Annotated in this window: 18 protein-coding genes, 1 pseudogene and 1 riboswitch; of the genes and pseudogenes, 9 read left to right on the forward strand and 10 right to left on the reverse strand. The window is 37.2% G+C overall.

Translation table 11 applies throughout. From position 1 onward, the window contains the following. Entirely contained in the window at positions 1 to 1,176 is a 1,176-nt protein-coding gene (locus tag GJU32_RS21240) for a DUF4272 domain-containing protein (protein ID WP_155593916.1), read from the forward strand. Between the two features lie 48 nt (positions 1,177 to 1,224). Here the strand turns inward: GJU32_RS21240 and GJU32_RS21245 are convergent, their stop codons facing one another. From GJU32_RS21245 to GJU32_RS21255, 3 genes are all read right to left on the reverse strand, one after another. Then, positions 1,225 to 2,643, reverse strand: a complete 1,419-nt coding sequence (locus GJU32_RS21245; protein ID WP_155593917.1) for an erythromycin esterase family protein — start codon at positions 2,641 to 2,643, stop codon at positions 1,225 to 1,227. A 147-nt stretch (positions 2,644 to 2,790) separates the two neighbouring features. After that, entirely contained in the window at positions 2,791 to 3,144 is a 354-nt protein-coding gene (locus GJU32_RS21250) for a hypothetical protein (RefSeq protein ID WP_155593918.1), read from the reverse strand. A gap of 22 nt (positions 3,145 to 3,166) precedes the next feature. Then, positions 3,167 to 3,850 (reverse strand): DUF2225 domain-containing protein, encoded by a 684-nt coding sequence (locus GJU32_RS21255; RefSeq protein WP_155593919.1) that lies wholly within the window; start codon positions 3,848 to 3,850, stop codon positions 3,167 to 3,169. Positions 3,851 to 4,184: 334 nt separating this feature from the next. On the opposite strand from GJU32_RS21255, the gene GJU32_RS21260 reads away from it, so the two are divergent. Then, positions 4,185 to 4,955: a Cof-type HAD-IIB family hydrolase gene (locus tag GJU32_RS21260; RefSeq protein ID WP_155593920.1), complete on the forward strand. Its 771-nt coding sequence runs from the start codon at positions 4,185 to 4,187 to the stop codon at positions 4,953 to 4,955. Positions 4,956 to 5,273: 318 nt separating this feature from the next. Here the strand turns inward: GJU32_RS21260 and GJU32_RS21265 are convergent, their stop codons facing one another. The 5 genes from GJU32_RS21265 to GJU32_RS21285 form a co-directional block, all read right to left on the reverse strand. Next, entirely contained in the window at positions 5,274 to 6,011 is a 738-nt protein-coding gene (locus GJU32_RS21265) for a cyclase family protein (RefSeq protein ID WP_155593921.1), read from the reverse strand. Positions 6,012 to 6,097: 86 nt separating this feature from the next. After that, positions 6,098 to 6,204, reverse strand: a riboswitch (SAM riboswitch). Positions 6,205 to 6,299: 95 nt separating this feature from the next. Continuing rightward, the gene (locus tag GJU32_RS21270) at positions 6,300 to 6,698 is read right to left on the reverse strand and encodes a YuzC family spore coat inner layer protein (RefSeq protein WP_155593922.1); all 399 of its coding nucleotides are present in this window, start codon (positions 6,696 to 6,698) and stop codon (positions 6,300 to 6,302) included. 122 nt (positions 6,699 to 6,820) lie between these two features. Next, positions 6,821 to 8,392: a helix-turn-helix domain-containing protein gene (locus GJU32_RS21275; protein WP_155593923.1), complete on the reverse strand. Its 1,572-nt coding sequence runs from the start codon at positions 8,390 to 8,392 to the stop codon at positions 6,821 to 6,823. A gap of 306 nt (positions 8,393 to 8,698) precedes the next feature. Beyond that, a complete protein-coding gene (locus GJU32_RS21280; protein WP_155593924.1) occupies positions 8,699 to 9,649 on the reverse strand; it encodes an ABC transporter substrate-binding protein in 951 nt (316 codons plus the stop codon). A 153-nt stretch (positions 9,650 to 9,802) separates the two neighbouring features. Further along, positions 9,803 to 10,987 (reverse strand): MFS transporter, encoded by a 1,185-nt coding sequence (locus tag GJU32_RS21285; protein ID WP_155593925.1) that lies wholly within the window; start codon positions 10,985 to 10,987, stop codon positions 9,803 to 9,805. Positions 10,988 to 11,097: 110 nt separating this feature from the next. Between GJU32_RS21285 and GJU32_RS21290 the strand changes: the two genes are divergently transcribed. Continuing rightward, positions 11,098 to 11,481 (forward strand): winged helix-turn-helix transcriptional regulator, encoded by a 384-nt coding sequence (locus GJU32_RS21290; protein WP_155593926.1) that lies wholly within the window; start codon positions 11,098 to 11,100, stop codon positions 11,479 to 11,481. Positions 11,482 to 11,537: 56 nt separating this feature from the next. Here the strand turns inward: GJU32_RS21290 and GJU32_RS21295 are convergent, their stop codons facing one another. Continuing rightward, complete coding sequence (locus tag GJU32_RS21295) at positions 11,538 to 12,383, reverse strand: aldo/keto reductase (protein ID WP_155593927.1); 846 nt, start codon at positions 12,381 to 12,383, stop codon at positions 11,538 to 11,540. 219 nt (positions 12,384 to 12,602) lie between these two features. Between GJU32_RS21295 and GJU32_RS21300 the strand changes: the two genes are divergently transcribed. After that, entirely contained in the window at positions 12,603 to 13,412 is an 810-nt protein-coding gene (locus GJU32_RS21300) for a GNAT family N-acetyltransferase (protein ID WP_155593928.1), read from the forward strand. Positions 13,413 to 13,492: 80 nt separating this feature from the next. Next, complete coding sequence (locus GJU32_RS21305) at positions 13,493 to 13,933, forward strand: VOC family protein (RefSeq protein WP_155593929.1); 441 nt, start codon at positions 13,493 to 13,495, stop codon at positions 13,931 to 13,933. Between the two features lie 59 nt (positions 13,934 to 13,992). On the opposite strand, the gene GJU32_RS21310 is transcribed toward GJU32_RS21305, so the two are convergent. After that, complete coding sequence (locus GJU32_RS21310) at positions 13,993 to 14,871, reverse strand: LysR family transcriptional regulator (RefSeq protein WP_155593930.1); 879 nt, start codon at positions 14,869 to 14,871, stop codon at positions 13,993 to 13,995. Between the two features lie 167 nt (positions 14,872 to 15,038). On the opposite strand from GJU32_RS21310, the gene GJU32_RS21315 reads away from it, so the two are divergent. From GJU32_RS21315 to GJU32_RS21325, 4 genes and pseudogenes are all read left to right on the forward strand, one after another. Then, complete coding sequence (locus GJU32_RS21315; RefSeq protein WP_155593931.1) at positions 15,039 to 16,238, forward strand: MFS transporter; 1,200 nt, start codon at positions 15,039 to 15,041, stop codon at positions 16,236 to 16,238. Between the two features lie 54 nt (positions 16,239 to 16,292). Continuing rightward, positions 16,293 to 16,955, forward strand: a pseudogene (locus tag GJU32_RS23465) (ankyrin repeat domain-containing protein); the annotation flags it as partial. After that, on the forward strand, positions 16,941 to 17,561 hold the full coding sequence (locus GJU32_RS23470; protein WP_476638811.1) for an ankyrin repeat domain-containing protein: 621 nt from the start codon (positions 16,941 to 16,943) through the stop codon (positions 17,559 to 17,561). The pseudogene GJU32_RS23465 and the gene GJU32_RS23470, both read left to right, overlap by 15 nt. Positions 17,562 to 17,970: 409 nt before the next feature. Next, complete coding sequence (locus GJU32_RS21325; RefSeq protein WP_155593933.1) at positions 17,971 to 19,275, forward strand: cytosine permease; 1,305 nt, start codon at positions 17,971 to 17,973, stop codon at positions 19,273 to 19,275. Positions 19,276 to 19,366: the final 91 nt, after the last annotated feature.

Raw genomic sequence — 19,366 nt, forward strand, 5'->3', positions numbered from 1 at the left:
TTGAATCATTTTACGATATTTGCTTCCAAAAATGATACAGATGATATTCAAGATAAACTATCGGATGTATTTGCAAAAGGCTTTGCTATTGAGAAAAGGGATAACGAATATATAGTAAAATCCAAAGGGTTTTTCAAAAAATATAGATGTTCAATTAACGTTCTATCTGAAGATACGGATCCAGATTATTTTGCAAAAAATATCCCCGGGATGATGGGGTATTACGATGCTATTCCCTTTGAAGATGAACGTCTAAAAGAACTGGTCATGATTCAAATATCCGTGTTCAATACAGTCATTGCTATCGAAATGGACAAAGAGATGACAGATGACCATATGCAACTATTTACAAACCTACTAGCAAGCGTAGGGGGTATTGGTTTTCTACCAGGCGGCACTTTGTTAGATCAGAACGGGGTAGTTATTGTTTATCCTAATGGAGAATCAGGTCCATCTGACTTTAGACCTCATGCTTGTACAAGGAAGATAAAAGCTCAAGAGATAACATCAGCACAGGGAGAAGCGCGGAAAAATAAAACCATTGCTTTTTTAACAAATAAAGAGATACCTTATGCAGCATCACTTCCACAGCTGCCACCATTAGAAAGCTACTACTTTAAAAGCCAAGAAGAAATTGCTAAAAGAGCAGTTGCGCTGTTAATTATTATTCAATTTGCCTGTGATGTTGCGCAAAATGGCAATATTGAGGAATCTAGAGATTTCTTCACCAATATGCTGCGTAAATATGAGGTGCAGGAATGGGTAACGGATCATGAAAAGCTCTTTTTTGAGGCTAGGAATCCGAGTACACAAGAGGCTGTCAATATTTCATGGCAGTATGAGGCCTATTGGACACTCATTTGGGCATTGGGTCTTGTGGAAGAGTTAAATTTCCCAGATGATGTGTGCGATTGTGAATATGCTATCCAGGTCGTTTCAGGATGTGAAACATTCGAACAATTTTATGATCAAACGACTATGCGTGATAAGGAAGAGATGTTAGACGAAGCTGATAAGATTTACAGATTACATTGGGCTTGTGTAGATAGTCGAATAAATGGACAAGTAGCTCCTTTAGCGTTAAATGAAAGTGTTGTGATGGAAAGACGCAGGGGCTTATTTTGGATAATTGGGTATCAACAAGAAGAATGGGATACCATTTCGATGGATACTTAAAACAATAGCAAACTAGGATACTAGTTTGCTATTGTTGTATAAGAAAGGTTATTTTACATAAGTTGGTTTGCTCACTTTATCGATCAAAAGAATACCATCGTATTGATCGCGCGGGACAAGGCTTTCTTGCATGATGCCCCAGCTAAAGGACAAGCGCGGTTCAAACATCCACGAGTTACCTCGCTCGTTTTGACGATTGCGCAAATCAATGAATGTATATGGTTTGTTAGTGGAAGACAGAATATCCTCAATAGAACCCTTGATAGGTGGTAAAACAGCCATTGGTTCACCCATATTATTTGCTGTCTCCCCACTTGTCATATATAATCCTAAAACATAGCTATATTTCTTGTAGATATCTGGTAAACGTTCACCCATAAATTTGACTGGATAAGGCGAGCCCATGACTTCCGTTTGTGCTTTGCGGATATGGTCATTATGTGCCCAAACGATAAACTTTTCAGTTGGATAAACCTCTTCTGCTAACCAAAGCAAGTTCTCCATCATCGCTTGATCGCGCCACTCCATTGTTTTTAAAAATGACTCAATATTATTTTGTTCAATTTCGATATTGGATTGAATAGTTAATTCTACATATTCGTCTGCTAAACGAATACGATCTGTTAAAGTACGTTCCATTAGTTTCACAATATGAGGCTCATTTGGGTATGCTGCTTGCAACTCTTTTTCTTTCAACTGTACTTGTGCTTTTACTTGTTTATACACATCTTTAATCGTTGCTTTTTCCTTTTGATAGCCCTTTACATCTTTGCTTGAGCTCCATTCGGCAAGCTGCTTCTCTGCTTCAGTGAATTGTTGAGCTAATTTCGAATTTTGTAGCCAATCTCCATTTGTAAATGCTCCTTGTTGTTGGATATCGAATCCAGTGAGAACAAGAGGTTGCTCTGTCGCTTGAGTTGTTTTTGCATATTCAAATAAGGGTAATGTTTCTTTTGTCCACCAAACGCCAAAAATGGCATCCTTCATAGTTTGCTGGGCGGCTTGCTTGTCAACCTTCCCTTGGGCATTCATTACATTACCCATACCACTTTCAAAGGCTAGAACATTGTAACCCATTTCTTGATGTAAAAACTGAATTAAACGTGTTTTAGCTTGATTAAATTGGGAGACACCATGAGAGCTTTCACCTAAAAAAACGATACGTTTATCGTGCAATAACGGCTTTAGCATTTCTAAATCTTCGAATTTATTAGATGGAATTTTTTGTCCAACAACTGTTTCAGGCTGGATAGATGACAAGCTATATGCATGATCATTCACCCAATTCTTCCAATCTTGTAGTGTTTCATTAGATGTTCTGGCCTGCGTTGCTGTGAACTCATTTTCAGCCTTGCCGTGTTCTTCACTTACAGGGGCAGTCGCTGAGGCACTAGCTACGCCATTGAATGCTAATAAACTTGTCAGTGCAATACTTACTAAAACTTTATGCTTCCTATCTTTCTTCATGCATAATCAGCCCTTCTCTTTATATTGATACTAATTATAAGGAGCTAAGTTTAAAGCTTAGGGGAAGTTTGTTTAAATTTTGTTTAAATTTGAATTATCTAGTGAAAAAGAAAAACATCCCCACTTGGAAAATGGAGATGTTCATCGTTATTTATAATGATACGTGCTTGCTCTAGCATTGTTACGCTGCATTTGATTGAACCAAGCACGATCCTTTTCTTCTTGTTTTAATGTACCAATAATGGAGGAGGAGCAGCTCACACAAATTTTAGCTTGTGTAATATTTCCGCATCGCTCACAAGGTGCACCTAAATTAGGAAAAATTGATTTTTTTAACTTTCCTGCTTTTACCCATTTGTAAAGTAGCTCAGATGACACTCCTGTTAAAGCAACAACTTCATCGTTTGTTAAGTAGCGATTATTTTTTCTTAATAAAAAATGATGTAGTTCTGAAAATATATCCTCTTCTCTCACATCAATTCTTTTTTGAAATAGCAACATAACTAGTCCTCTCCTCGTCACATCAATTAATGATTTCATTAACTGTAATAGGTTGTTCGTCATATTTATAATTTTCCCAGCGATTACGGGCAAGCTTTCGATATTTTGGGGAGACATTTCGATCAGCAATTAAGCGTGAGAATCCCTTTTTAGCTTCGGTAAGATCACCAAGTCGGAGGCTTAATTCGGCATGTAAAAATTGAATTCTCTCACCGCCTTCCTGATTGGATGCAAAGGATTTACTGTAAAAATCTCTGGCTGCAAATAGGTAGCGTTTTTCGGATTCTTCGTCGTTTTTTAAACGATACAGCCAAGCAATTTTTAAGGCGAAATTAGCCATTAAAAGCGATTCTTCCATTGATGCGCGGGATACCAAATAGGCAAGCTTAAAGCTGATAATGGCATCATCGACTGTACGTTCCTGACAGATATTCATAGGCTTATGGAGCTCTTTAATGTATAGTTCATCAATGAGCTGCATGAAAGGGCCATATGTTCGTGTCATAGATTTATGGTAGGCATAGCCACAATGCGGACACACAGCAACCTCATACAGCAAAGGGTTTAGGCCTTCATAAACAGGCATGAAATCTGTTTGTTCCTCGATAATTTTATATCGATTAGGGCGTACTTTATACGTTGTAAACTGCTTTTTGCAAAATTTACAATCTACACTACTTTCATAGTAGTAAATGTTAAATGCCATAAGAATCAACTCCTTTGCATGCTCTAGAATTTTATTTCTTTTGTTCTATCTATACGTAGAAAATTATCGTTCAATGTATTTAATTGATTATCTTTTATTTTAACAATTCTGTGTTATTTGGTATACTCCTTTAGAATTATTTAAATAAAAATATTTATTACTTTTTTAGTTAATTGTCATTAGAAATAGGCTTGTAATAGTATTTATCGGTGTTGTTAATGTAAGTTATATAGTTTGTTGAAAGTTTGTCTAAATACGTACAAATATTTTGTGGGGAATTGTTAACAGAATTGTATTGTTTGGTTCAAAAGTATGATTTCGGGGGATGATTCAGTTGAAATATAATATTGTATTTTTTGATGTGGATGGCACACTCATTAATTATGAGGATGGCTGTGTGGAAGAAAGTACAAAGCAGGCTATTCAACTACTACAGAAAAAGGGAATTCATCTTGTAGCTGCTACTGGAAGACCTTTGTCCATGTGCACCGAGTTGAAAAAGCTAGGCATAGAAACCTTTATTACAGCAAATGGAGCATATGTGAAACACAAGGATTTTGTCATACATAAAACACCTATTGCAAAAGATATTGTCCAAAATGTACAGGCTCTTGCACAGGAACAACAGCATAGCCTAACATTTTTTACAGAGCAACTAACGATGAATGGCATACAAAGTTCGGTAGCTTTAAATGCGATGAAAGAAACTTTATCTTTACGTGATTTTCCAGTTATTAACGAAAAAGTTGATGAAGAGATTTTTCTCATGTGTTTATATGCAGATGAGCAGGCTGAAAAAAGATATGCTTCTCAATTTCCGAATATATTATGGCAGCGTTGGCATCCTTATATTGTGAATGTATTACAGCAGGAAGTTTCCAAGTCAATAGCTGTCAAAGCAGTACTAGACTGTTTTAACATTAGCCCTGAGAATGCTATTGCCTTTGGAGATGGGGATAATGATATTGATATGCTGGAGCATGTAGGGCTAGGGGTAGCTATGGGGAATGGTAGCCCAGCTTTAAAAAGAGTCGCGGATTTTGTTACAAAGAGATCTACTGAAGGTGGTATTGACTTTGCTTTACGCCAGCTTCAGCTTATTTAAAGCTGCTGCTTCAGATACTTTCAATTATATTATTTATGAATCCAGGCTATTTTAATCCTGGTGTGCGCCATCTGACAGCGTATATTGCGGCTATTAATCACTATCCATATAAAAAATTTGCCTTCTTTTATGGACTTTCACATTTATAACGTTAGGAAAGGTACTTGGGGAGAAATGGCGGTTTGTTGGGTACTATTTAACCCACTATAGTAGTTATCTCATCCTATTGTTTGTCTTACTAATGTTCATCGTTTACTATTTGTTCAAAAAAAGAAATACGCATACATGAAAGTCGGTATGAAGTATACCGACTTTTTGTTATGGTAAAATAGCAAATGAACGCACAGGGAATCCAGATGCTTTTTCTGGTTTAGGCACGATATTGAAGATAATAGCGCCCTTTGGTGGTAGCTTGTCCAAATTAGTCATTAATTCAATTTGATATGTGTCTTGATCGAGCACGAAGTATTCGCCATCTAGTTTGCCATTTTTACGGAAGTCAGCTGCAGAATCAGTATCAAATGTTTCGTGACCAATTGCACTTACTTTGCGTTCTTTCAGTAAAAATTGTAAGGCTTCTAAGCCCCAGCCAGGAATATGGTTATGTCCATCTGCATCTTTATTACTGAATGCCTCTTTATCTGGCCAGCGTTTACTCCAATCGGTACGTAGCGCTACAAAGGTACCTGCTTCAATTTCTCCATGTTGAGCTTCAAAATCAAGAATATCTTGCACACTTAGCGAGAAGTCATGATTGCTAGCAACTTCTCGTGATTTATCAATGACGATAAGAGGAAGAACCAGTTCTTTTAGTTCTAGTTCTTCAAGATAGCGAGTGTCTCGCACAAAATGAATGGGTGGGTCGATATGCGTGCCATATTGACCAGGGAATGTGAATTGTTGTGCAAAGAATCCATCATCATGAGAAAATAATGTTTCAAATTTTGCATCTTCAAACATAAAAAAATGTGGTGAATTAGGGCCGAATGTATGTGTTAAATCGACCCACTGTTTTGATTTTAATAATTGCAATGCTTGTAAAAGTTCGTTAGACATTGATTTCCCTGCTTTCTGTTAGTATGAGTAATAAAAAAGAAGTCCCCTATAGAAGAGGACTCCTGAATACACAACGGTAGTTCGTCTTCTCATCTTCAAGGCTAATAATTTTGCCAATTGGAATTAGCACCATACTGTTGAGCTGGTTGCTGAGACTTCATCGGGCCAATCCCTCTGTCTCTCTTGATAAGAAAAGTGATATAAGAATTTTCAGAAATAATAATACAAACACTTTAGCATAGTTTTTTATAGTTTACAAGTTCAATAGGGATACAAAGGTATGTTGTTTTACCAATTTAAATTTAAGGTTATGCCACAACAACCACTATCCATAAGACGTATTCTAAAATTGTCTGGTGTATAGTTTGCATCAAATTTCATCGTAATGCCTGTTGATGTGATTAATCTATCAACCTCTGTTTTATTTGAAAGCTGTGCTGCATTCATTAGATCATGTGCAAATTGTTGGGAGCTATCAATTTTATCTGTAAGTAATTGAGCTTGCTGTAACATCGCCTTTATCCGTGTAGCTGAAATTTTCAATTTACCTGTGTCTACAGGTGGAAAGGGATTAGTGGTCGGCATTGCAAGATGGTGAGGAATAGGTCTAACGGCAAGCTGATGAGCAAGTGGCGACGTTGGATAATGATAGGGATGAACAAAGTACGGATAAGGATTGTAATACAATGTAATTCCTCCTATCCTATAGCAGATACCTTATCTTATGTAGTCAAACTGCTTTAGGTGTTATTTGCAGTGTAATGTCTGTCCTAATCATGTAAAAAGGAAGCCAAAGTGAGCTTCCTTTTTTAGCCGAGAACATGTAAGACATCATCAATTTTTTTACTATGAGACAGAATACCGTAATTCATCCATGTTAAAAAATCCACTTCATATACACAGTTGGTTTTGACTGCAGCTAGATTTTTCCACATAGAAGTTTTTAAAATCGACCGCTCCTCGCTCTCATAAATGGAATGTTGTTTATCAAATGTAATAAATAAATGATCAGCATCTAGTTGCAGCAATTGATCGAATGTCAGTGGTGCTTTACGTTGATTGTGCGGAATATTCCATACCAATGGATGTGGCATTAAACCTAGGTCACGATATAAAATTGGCCCCGTATAGCCACATTCGGGACCGGCGTATAGCGTAATGCCTATGGCTGAAATGCGGAGAAATGCCACACTTTGCCCATAAACGGATTTGTTAAGAATTTCTTTAGCTTGCTGTACCTTATCCTCATATTGTAGAATCACGTCCTGCATCAAGGGGGTTTTTCCTGTTAAATCAGCAATTTTAAATAAAGTAGATTGCCAGTTCTCTCCAGGATGTAAGATATGGCAGACGGGGGCTACTTCATTTAAATGATGATAGGATTCCCAACGCTCTACACCAGAATCTAGCATAATTAAAGTTGGCTTATAGTGAAGGAGTCGATCCATTTCTCTATTTTGTACATCGATATCTGGCACTTCCTGTAGACCTAAATAGTCTTGTTTTCCCCATTTTGAATGACTGAATTGAGCAACTGGCGTAATCCCAAGGGCGACAAAGAAATCTTCTAAGAATGGTGCGAATACACGGAGATGGCTGCTTTGGTTTCTTCGATATTGCCCTGGAGAGATGCCAACATGTTCTTTAAAACGACGATTGAAATAATACTCATTATTAAATCCAACAGACTGACTAATTTCAAATACTCGATCATTTGTCGTCATTAATAATTGCTTGGCTTTTTCAATACGAACGTTATTTAAATAGTGAAGAGGGATTTGCCCCGTAATCTCTTTGAACAGACGGGTAAAATTCCATCTTGGTACATCAGCTAGCTCTGCTAACTGCTCGACAGTCCACTCTTTTTCAAAATGTTTATGTAAATAGTTAATGGACTGCTCAACAGATTGGCGATCATTTTTTTGTACTAGCTTGGGCATAGTTTGATGTAAGAGCAATAACATTAGCTCTTGAAAATGAACATGCTGCTCAAAAATTGAGTGCTCATCCTCCGCAAGTCGGTTATGATAAATGGCTTCTAGCAGTCTACGACATTGCGAAAAGGGTAGGAGACGTTGCTCTTTGACATGCGTAAAATGGCTAGAAATAGTCTGTTTGTTACTGAGATGGACAATGTTGAATTGTAATTGATAATAACAAAGGTGCGCGCTTTGGATGTGTATACTAACTGTGTTATTGGGCGGAATCAATATGCACTTTTCTTCACTAAAATGAATGGTATTATGATCTATTTTTAGCTTCCCACTGCCACTCATTACGATGAGAAGTGTATAGAAATCACTACTAATCGACTGCTTGTTCGAAGATTGAATCGCATAAGAAATATTTTGTAACGTATAAACATGTGTTAAGTTACCCATTAATGATTCACCCCTTTGTCATGTTTGAATTTGGAGAACAACACAAAGAAAGCTCTCTTAAGAGCTTTCTTCTGATGTTTTTGAAAAAAGACGATGTCACTAGCAGAAAAAGACATTTTGGCAAGGTGGGGGGGATTTCCGTTCCGCCAGCGTCCTTTCCAGGGGGGCGTCCGATCAGCCGCGCTTCACTTTGTCTGCTCCAGGGTCTCACCTGTGACGTGAATCCCGCAGGAAAGCAAGTAGCCTGCAACGGAAATCCATTTTTACCTTTCACAAAAATCCTATTGAGTGTTTGTTTTTTGAAAATTACTTCACAAACCATTTCTCAAGATCATCATATTTCATCAAGTTAGCTGTGATTGCTCCTGATTGCCAATATGTCCGATCAGCAATATAGACTTGTCCATTTTTTACTGCAGGTATTGTTTTCCATAGTGTACTATCTAACCATTTAATTGCTTCTTGATTTTCTTCAGACTCCCACGTGCCGTTTGAAGGGAAAAGGATGATATGATCCGCATCTAACTCTGGAATAGCCTCTTCTGATAAAACCTCGTGGAACTCTGTCATGTCACGGGCCAACGGATGTGGTGTTAAGCCTGTCTCTGTGTAAATATAGCCAGAATAGCGGTTTTTAACGCCAAATAACGCTAATGTATTATCTGCGACATTTAGACGTACAACAGCAACTGTTTCGTCTCCAATTGATTCATCTAATTTTGCTTTTAAATCGGAAACACGTTGCTCATATTTATCAACCATTTCAACGGCTTTATCAGGAATATTTAAAACATCAGCTATTGTTTTCACAATTTCACGTGGATCTTGTAGAATATCTTCTTTTAAGCGGTAAGTAGGTGCAACCTTTGAGTATTCTTCGTACTTTGCCTTATCCGCGGCACCATCCACAATGATTAAATCAGGCTTAGCTTGTAGTAATGTTTCCATACTACCAGTAATGTCGAACTCAGGAACATCTAATCCTAAATAGTCCTGTTTACCCCAGGAAGGGTGATACCATTGCACAACAGGTTTTACATCCAAGGCAGTTAAATAATCTTCCAGATAGATAGCAGCTACACGCTGTGGGTTTGTAGGGATTTCTACTTTTCCAAACTCATCCTCTACAATTCTTGTATCTTTAGTTGATTGATTCTCTTTCGCTGTATCCTCTTTTACTTCATTTGAGCCACAGGCACTTAACACGAACATTAGTGCAAGTAAAAGGGCAAATGAAAAATGTCGACCTCTACGCATTGCTATTCACTCCTATAAATTTACTAAAACAGTAAGAATGTTATTTTAATTTAGAATGATAATCATTCTCGTTTGGTTAAGTAAATTATAGGACACAACATATCAACAAACAATACACATTCTCTACTACTTTCTTATACAAAATGAACTTTACTATTGTTTTTTATTATCGTAAATTAACCATACTAATGTAACAATTGCTGCAAGCATGACCATTAAAAATCCATAGAGGGGAGTATGTGCTAACGATTGATGGCGAATAATAAAGCCTCCAACATAGGACCCTAAAAATATACCAATGTTGAAAGCTGAAATATTCAATGCTGAGGCCATTGAAATAGCTGATGGCACATATTTTTCAGACAGTAGTACGGCATATAGCTGCAATCCAGGGACATTCATGAACATAAATAAGCCCATTGTCAGTATCATCATTAATCCGATAATAGGTGATTCGAGCGTGAAGCCAATGCCTAGCAACGCCAAGGCAAGTCCTACAAAAATAATAAAGATAGAACGTAGCGGATTATGATTGGCAAAATGGCCACCTAGTGTATTACCAATAGCAACACAAATACCATAGACAACTAAAATAATGACTACTGCATGTGGTGAATACCCCATATATTGTTCTAAAATAGGCGAAACATATGTGTAGACAACAAAGACACCACCGTATCCAATTGCGGTAATGAAAAGTATTAGTAACATTCGTATATTGCCTAATACTTTGCCTATATCCCGTATAGAGATAGGATTGCCTTTCGACAATTGGTTAGGTACTAACAAAGCATTACTAATTAAACCCACAATCCCAATAATAACAATAAAGATGAACGACATACGCCAATCTGTTACTTGTCCAATAAAGGTACCTAGTGGGACACCTGTCACAGTAGCCAATGTTAAGCCTGTAAACATAAAGGCAATAGCACTTGCTCGTTTATTTGGTTCCACTACATCGGCCGCTATAACAGAAGCAATCGACATAAACACACCATGTGCTAATGCTGAAATAATACGTCCGATTAATAGTAAAACGAAATTCGGTGCTAAAGCGACTGCTAGGTTACCCACTATAAAGATGGTCATAACAAGCAATAATACGGTTTTTCGACTAAGGCGTGATGTCAAGGCTGTTAATAACGGAGCCCCAACAGTTACCCCTAGTGCATATATAGAAACGGTTAAGCCAGCTGTGCTTAAAGATATTCCAAAGTCATCTGTAATTAATGGTAGTAGCCCAACACTGATAAATTCAGTGGACCCTATTCCAAATGCACTGATTGCAAGTGCCAGCAAGGTTAATTTAGCACTTGGCTTTTTTGATTGTGACATTCTACTAATATCTCCTTTGATTTTTTTTATAGTGTGTAGTAATATTCATACATACCTAAAAGGTACGTAGATTACTTTTGGTTACTTTTGAATATTACAGGAGGTTTACGATGCAAAAAATTTATAATATTGGTGTTGAAGCTACACTTGAAGTTATTGGTGGTAAATGGAAACCAGTAATTCTTTGTCATTTAAACCACCATGGTAAAATTCGAACAAATGAGTTCCGACGATTAATTCCAGGAATTTCACAAAAAATGCTCACAAGCCAATTAAGAGAATTAGAGCAAGCTGGATTAATCAATCGAAAGGTCTTCAATCAAGTACCGCCGAAAGTTGAATATTCATTAACGCCCTATGGACAAGGGATGGAGCCTATATTGAACATGCTTTGTACTTGGGGTGAAAAGCATGTTGAATTTTTACAAGATAAAGGTGAAGAAGTACTTTTAAAACAACGTGATGAAGATATAGCCATTCAGCAAACATCGTAGTGAGGGGAGAAAGAGACTGTCGCATACAAGACAGTCTCTTTTCCTTTTTTTGATGCTTATAACATAAAGTTAAACTCATCTGGATTAGGTCCGACACGTTGTTCAAGATTCATCGCATTGATCAGAGCCATTTCCTCGTCTGTTAGCTTAAAGTCAAAGATATCAGCGTTTTGTAGCATACGTTCTCTACGCACAGATTTTGGAATAGTGATGATTCCGTTTTGCACATCCCAACGCAAAATAACTTGAGCATTCGTTTTTCCATACTTTGTTGCAATGTTTGAAATGGTTGCATCTTCAAGAAGCCCACCTTGCATTAACGGTGCCCAAGCCTCAAGTTGAATTTGGTGTTGCTCACAAAATGAACGAAGCTCAGTTTGTTGCATACGTGGATGGAATTCCACTTGATTCACAACAGGTTTAATACGTGCAAATGATAATAAATTTTGTAGGTGCGAGACAGTAAAGTTACATACACCAATGGCTTTTATTTTCCCCTGTTCATACAGGTCTTCGAGTGCCTTCCATGATTCAGCATACTTTTCTTTACCTGGCCAATGAATAAGATAAAGATCTAAATAATCTAGCCCTAGTTTCTCTAGGCTTTCTTCATAAGCAGTAATCGTTTCCTCATAGCTTAATCCGTCATTCCATACTTTTGATGTAATAAACAGATCTTCACGTTGTAAGCCAGTAGATGCTAGCGCTTGTTTAACGCCTTCTCCTACACCCACTTCGTTGCCATAAATAGCGGCAGTATCGATGCTTCGATAGCCGACCTCGATCGCATTTTTAACCATCTCTGCAGTGGCATCATTCTCTACTTGAAAAACACCTAAACCCATTCCAGGCATTTGTATGTCGTTATTTAATGTGATTGTATCTTGTAAATGATTAATCATTTCTATTCCTCCAATTGTGTGATTGCTCGATTGCTTTTTCATTATGCTGTTCCCTTAGAGCAAAAAAAAGTACGCACATTTTAGTTTCATAGAAACAAAGAGGTAACTTTTGTGAACTGACAATGGTTATGGCAATAAATTTTTTTCATATTTATATTTTTTGGTTTTTACAATTACAGGTAAAATAAAGATGGGACAAACAAGTTGGGGGGAAATGCAATGGTTATGACAAGAAAACTAGCAGATCATCTAGAGATGGCGGAAATAAAAATGTTTGCATCGAGGCTGCGTGCTATAGAGGGACTTCAACATAATGCTATTGGGGTAGAGATAGGTCAATTTGATGGAGCGTATGCCTTTTCTATCAAAAGCATACCTGGTCCTTCGTATAATGTTGTAAAAGGTGATAGTTTGCAGTCGGAACATTTGGTTGAAACCATATTAGCGTTTTATAAAGAAAAGGGGATACCCGCTCGTTTCGATGTAGCTCCTCAATATATGAATGCTAGCTCTTTACAAAAACTACATCATGCAGGTTTTTTTCAAAGTGATTTCCATACCACTTTATATAGCGCCTTGAGCAGTGAATATGTTGGAGAATTGAAAAACTCAATCATTGAAATAAGAACCATTCAAGAAGATGAATTCGATTTCTATGGAAAATTGTATGTTGAGGGGTTTAATATGCCTCGTTTTTTAGCAGATAGTGTGGCTGCAAATAATAAGGTTTTGTATGACAAGCCAGGTTGGTCGTTTTATATCGCTTCATTAAACAATGAGGATGTGGGTATTGGGTCCATGTTTGTTCATAATAGTACGGCTATCCTAGCGGCATCGGCTGTCCAGCATAGTGCTCGTAATAAGGGCATTCATCAAGCTCTTATTCAATATCGAGTAAAAGAAGCAGTTAAACAAAATTGTAAGCACGTGGTTGGTCATGCAAAGTTTGCATCTACTAGTCAAAAAAATATGGAGCGTTGTGGCATGACGATTGCTTACACAAAAAGCATTTGGACAGAAGTAAACTAATCTCATTCTTTCGATAATAAAGGGAAATTTTGGCTTAGTAGAGAATTTAAATAGTACTACTTGATAAAGGGGATTGGAAGATGAATCGTTTAAATTTAATCACACTCGGTGTAAAGGATATGGTAGAATCTCTAGCTTTTTACCGAGAGGGGCTAGGCTTTGAGGTGGTGGTATATGGAGAAGAAACAAATCCAGATGTTATGTTCTTTAATAATGGAGGAACAAAAATATCGCTATTTCCAATCCAACGTCTTGTAAAAGATATCAATGAAGCAAACCCACCAGAAATTAGCCATGGCTTTGGAGGTATTACCCTTGCCTATAATGGTAAATCAAAAGAAGAAGTGGATCGCGTATTTGCATTAGCTAAAAAAGCTGGGGCGAAGATTGTTAAAGAGCCAGAAACTGTATTCTGGGGTGGCTATAGCGGCTATTTCCAAGATCCAAATGGCTACTATTGGGAAGTGGCCTATGGCGACATGTGGCAGTTTGATGAAAATGATATGCTGATTATTCAATAATGATCGCAAAATAGATAGCAAACTAGAAACCTAGTTTGCTATTTTTTATTGATCAATAGTTAACAATAATGTTTACGCATTAAATCCACAAAGTTTTGAGCAGCTTTGGATAGGTAATGATTCTTCATCCAGACCAATCCTACCGAAGTGCATATCTCTTCAGATGGGATTTTATATGCATGGAGTGGTAGCTCCTCATATTGTTTCAAAATAGTTTCAGGAACAATGGAAGAGCTAAATCCTGTAGCAACTAAGTTCATTAAAAGTGTAGTATCTGAACATTCCCCTACGATATGGGTATGGTATTGGTAGCGAGAAAAAGCTTCTAATATGGAGTAGTGAACACCTAGACCTTCGGTACTTGGTAAAAGAAGTGGCCAGTTTTGAATTTCTGCTAAAGTCACTTCATGTTCGATTCTGTCATTCTTGTTGGATTGGATAAAGTAAAATGGTTCTGTGGACATATGGAGGACAGAGAAATCGTCTAATACTAAAGGTAAGCGGATGATGGCTAGTTCTACAACACGATCTCTTACTAATTTACAAAGATAGGAAGATTCATTTTGTTGAATCTTATAAGTTACTTTTGGGTAGAGTTGTTGAAATTGATGTAGTAATGAAGGTAGCTCAACAACCGAAAATGTATTAATACCTAATGTGAGTCTTCCGTGAATGCCCAAACCTACATCTTTGACCTCCACTTCAGCTTCTTCCATTAATTGAACAACCTGAAGTGCATATTTATATAATGTTTTTCCAGCTTCTGTAACTTTAAAAAACTTTCCTTTCCTTTCTACCAGTTTTGACCCTAGCTCTTCTTCCATCGTCTTTAAATGTTGGCTTAATGGTGGTTGAGAAATATGTAACCTTTCAGCCGCAGCAGAAATCTTCTTTTCCTCCACGATAGCAATAAAATATCTGAGTTGTCGAATATCCAAATAAACACCCCTTTATTATATGTAAAACCTAAGTAAAACATATTTTATTAATATTTTTCATATAAGTAGTGCCATGTTAGCATATTTATAGAAAAGAAAAAAGGAGATGGTCTCCTTTTTATTACTAGAAAGATTTATTGCACCATAGTATGAAGGAGACAAAACCAATGCGGTCTAAAACAGTTTTTTCACTTTTATTAGTTTATATGTTCCTTGCTATGCTTGGTGCTGGACTTGTCATACCAATTCTCCCTCAGCTACTGAATGAATTCGGAGCAAGCGGCAAAGCAGCAGGTTATTTAGTATCTGCTTTCGGATTAACGCAATTTTTATTTTCACCCATAACTGGAAATATGTCGGATAAATATGGTAGAAAGCCAATGATTATTGTTGGTTTGATATTGTTTGCACTATCCAATTTAGTTGGTGCACTTGCAAGCAATTTTACCGTCTTTCTATTGTCACGTTTTATTGGAGGTATGGGTTCTGCTGCATTAGTGCCGTCAATCATGGCCTATATCGTAGACATTACCTCAGATAAAAAGAGAACGAGAGCGATGTCCTTTTTAGGTGCATCCATGTCTTCTGGATTTATTGTTGGACCTGGAATAGGGGGGCTTTTAGCAGAATTAGGCACAAGAGCACCATTTTTTACATCAGCTATTGTCGGTCTTTTAGCTGCGGTTAGTTGTTTAATGGTATTGCCTGAATCACAAAGAATTGGCCTACAAATAGAAACGGCATTAAAGAAGAAAGATAATATTTTTATACAGCTTGCACAATCTATTAAATCACCATACTTTATTTTGCTATTAATAGTATTTTCACTGACGTTTGGATTGGCTCATTTTGAAACAGCTTATCCATTAGTTGTGACACAAAAATATGGATTTACAACTAGACAGATTTCCATATTATTTATGGTTTGTTCCTTAGTTGGGACAGTTAATCAATTAGTGTTAACGAACTGGCTTATCCATAAATTTGGAGAAAAGCGTATCATTAGCAGCATGCTTCTATTCTCGGCTGCAGCGCTTGTGCTCTTATTACTGTCAGCTAATTTTTTCTATGTAATGATAATGACCATGCTATATTTTTCATTTAACAATATTTTGCGACCAACTATTAATACACTTCTATCGAAAGAAGCAGGCAATGAACAAGGTTTTGTGGCAGGTTTGAACAATGCTTATATGAGTCTTGGCCAAATTTTCGGGCCAATACTAGCAGGGCTATTATTTGATCTTCACATAAATCTTCCTTATTTATTTGGAGCACTTGTCTTAATTGTCAGTAGTGCTATTTCTATGAAGCGATTGGGAAGGAACAAAGATGACTGTTTGCAACACAATAATTTGATGCAATAACAAAAAGTATTCGTCATAATGAATGACTTAAAATAGGAGCTGACCATCTAAATAATGAAAAAGTGGATCATCGCATGTTTAGGAATGGGCTTACTCCTTCAAGCGTGTGCACCAAACAATCAAAAAGAAGATGTTGTTGAGAGTAAAGAGCAGCTACTTCAAGCAGCGGGACGAGGAGAATTGGTTACAGTAAAAGAATTAATAACGGAAGAAAGTATTGATTTGAATACTCAAGATTCTAAAGGACGTACACCACTCATGATTGTAACGTATAACAATGATGTGGAAATGGCCAAGGCTCTTATTGAAGCAGGAGCAGATGTTAATATTCAAGATGACATGCAGAATAATCCGTTTTTGTATGCAGGAGCGGAGGGCTACATGGAAATCTTGAAACTCACAAATGATGCTGGAGCAGATCCAGCTCTTACGAATCGTTATGGAGGAACAGCTTTAATTCCTGCATCAGAGCATGGTTATGTGGATATTGTTAAATTCCTCTTGGAACAAACTAAGGTGGATGTGAATCATATCAATAATTTAGGTTGGACAGCGCTAATGGAAGCCATTATTTTAGGAGACGGTGGGGAAAAGCAACTAGAAACAGTCAAGGTTCTACTTGCACATGGCGCGGATATGAGTATAGCTGATTCAGAAGGTGTGACACCATTGCAGAAAGCCGAGGAAAGAGGATTTAAAGAAATCATTAAAATTCTTGCTAATGAAAGCTTTAGTAAATTATCTGAGGCTGAAAAAAACCAAATGACAAAGCAATTCTTCAATGCTGCTGCACAAGGGGACGTTACGCAAATTACGGAAATTTTAAGTAAAGGAATCGATATTAATAGTGCCGATCAACAAGGAAGAACGGCTGCAATGCTCGCAACCTATGGGAATTTCCCTGATGTAGTAGAAGTATTAATAGAACATGGAGCAGACATCAATATTAGAGATAACATGGAAAATAACCCTTTCCTATATGCTGGAGCAGAAGGATATTTAGACATATTGAAGCTTACGATTGATGCAGGAGCAGATCCTACCATTTTAAATCGATTTGGCGGTACTGCGTTAATCCCTGCATCAGAACATGGCTATGTGGAAAATGTTCGAGAGATTTTAGAGCGTACCGATGTTGATGTGAATCTAATCAATAAACCGGGCTGGACTGCATTATTAGAATCTATCTACTATGGTGATGGTGGACCAAGACATCTAGAAACGATCAATTTATTAATCGAGCATGGCGCTGATGTAAACATCGCTGATGCAAAGGGAATCACACCACTTCAACACGCACAATCTCGAGATTTTAAAGAGTGAGTCAGGTTCTAATCCAAGCAGGAGCAAGATAATAGCTATGAATATAAAGTGTAGTAAGCCCTGCTTTAGGGCTACTACACTTTGTTTAATTAAAAGGAATTTACTTTTCGAATTGTAATTTATGTCTAAACATTGAAATTCTATTAAAAATAATTGTGCATAATTACCAAATTGTATAACGAGTTTTCAGGACGTTTGTACAAGGACAAAACTTGCTGAATCTTTAAAATAGAAAATGAAAGCGCTTTATTAATTGAGTAAGCCTTAAGGGGTGATAGCCGATAAAAATTACAATTCAATTTGGAAGGAGGTAGCTGAGTTTTTTTAATTTGTAATAGGTAAGGGTTCTCCAAATGATTGAAATGCTAAAAGTTCTCTCTTAAATACATAAAAAATTGGAGTGAAACCAATGTCAACGATAACTAACGAACAAAAGCAAGGACTAGATCCAGAGTTTGAACATACAGCTGTACCAAAAGAATATCGTAAAAGTTTCTCCTCAGTTTCTGCGGTTTGGTATAGCTTTCCTCTAGTATTAACGAGTGCTGTTATTGGTGGTGTTGTGACAGCGATGCTTGGATTTAAAATGGGTGTTGCAGCCATTCTAACGGGTAACCTGTTATTATGTATTATTGTTGGAGCACTGAGTTACCTGGCTGGAAAAACAGGTGAAAATTTCGCCATTTCCGCAAAAAGAACGTTTGGTCAATTAGGTTATTTAGCAGTATCAGGGCTCTTATCCACAGTTGTTGTTGGATGGTTTGCATTAATGGTAGGGCTTACTGGTGACACAATGTTTCGTTCGTTTGGAGCCAATTTATTAATCATGACGATTTTAGGCGGTGTGCTTTATGTTGGAGCCACTTTTATAGGAATCAAAGCGCTCACTATTTTAGGTTATATAGCAGCGCCTATGTATCTTATTTTAGGTATTATTTCGGTAGTCATTGCATTTAAAAATGGTTCTACAGATATTATTAATTTTCAGCCCATTGCCGGAGCAGGGGCACTATCCTTTGGAGCAGCAGTAACAATGGTATTTGCCACTTTTACCGATTCAGGTACAATGACTGCTGATTTTACACGATGGGCAAAAAACGGGAAACAGGGGTTTTTGGCAGCATTTACAGCTTTCCCAATATCAAAATTCTTGGCAGAAGTGATAGGAGCTATTATTGTAGCAACTGGTATTGTGCTACATCCTGAAACGACTGGTGGCGACTTTATTATGATTTTAGCTGATGCTGGTCCATTCCTTTCTATCTTAGCTATACTTTTTGTTTTTATTAATCTTGGTGTTGGTTGTACACATTGCTTGTACAATGGCGCTGTTGGTTGGTCTCATATGACGGGTGGAAAAATGAGAGTACTGACGATTATCCTTGGTATTATTGGTATTGGTGTCGCTATTTCAGGTATATGGAACGCCTTCCAAACATGGCTAAACCTACTTGGCTTAATTGTGCCACCGATTGCCACAATCATTATTATGGACCAACTTGTCTTAAAGAGAAAAAATGATGAGACGAAGAAATGGCAAACGCTATCGTTTATCGCTTGGGGCTTAGGGGCACTTGTTGCATTAACAGTAAATGAGTTCGCTCCGCATTTGTCGGTTGTAGTGGCGGGTATTGTATCATCAGCTATTTTCTTTTATATTGGCAGCTTGTTTACCAAATCAACTTCACTGAAAGGCTCAGAAAATCACGCATAGAATTGTTCTAAAACGCAACTTTGATATTATCCCCTATAAGTAGACAATGTAAAAAAAACTACACTAAACTGTAGTTAACATTCTACTTAAA

It is taken from the genome of Lysinibacillus cavernae (assembly GCF_009724685.1).
In the GTDB taxonomy this organism is placed as follows: Bacteria; Bacillota; Bacilli; order Bacillales_A; family Planococcaceae; genus Lysinibacillus; species Lysinibacillus cavernae.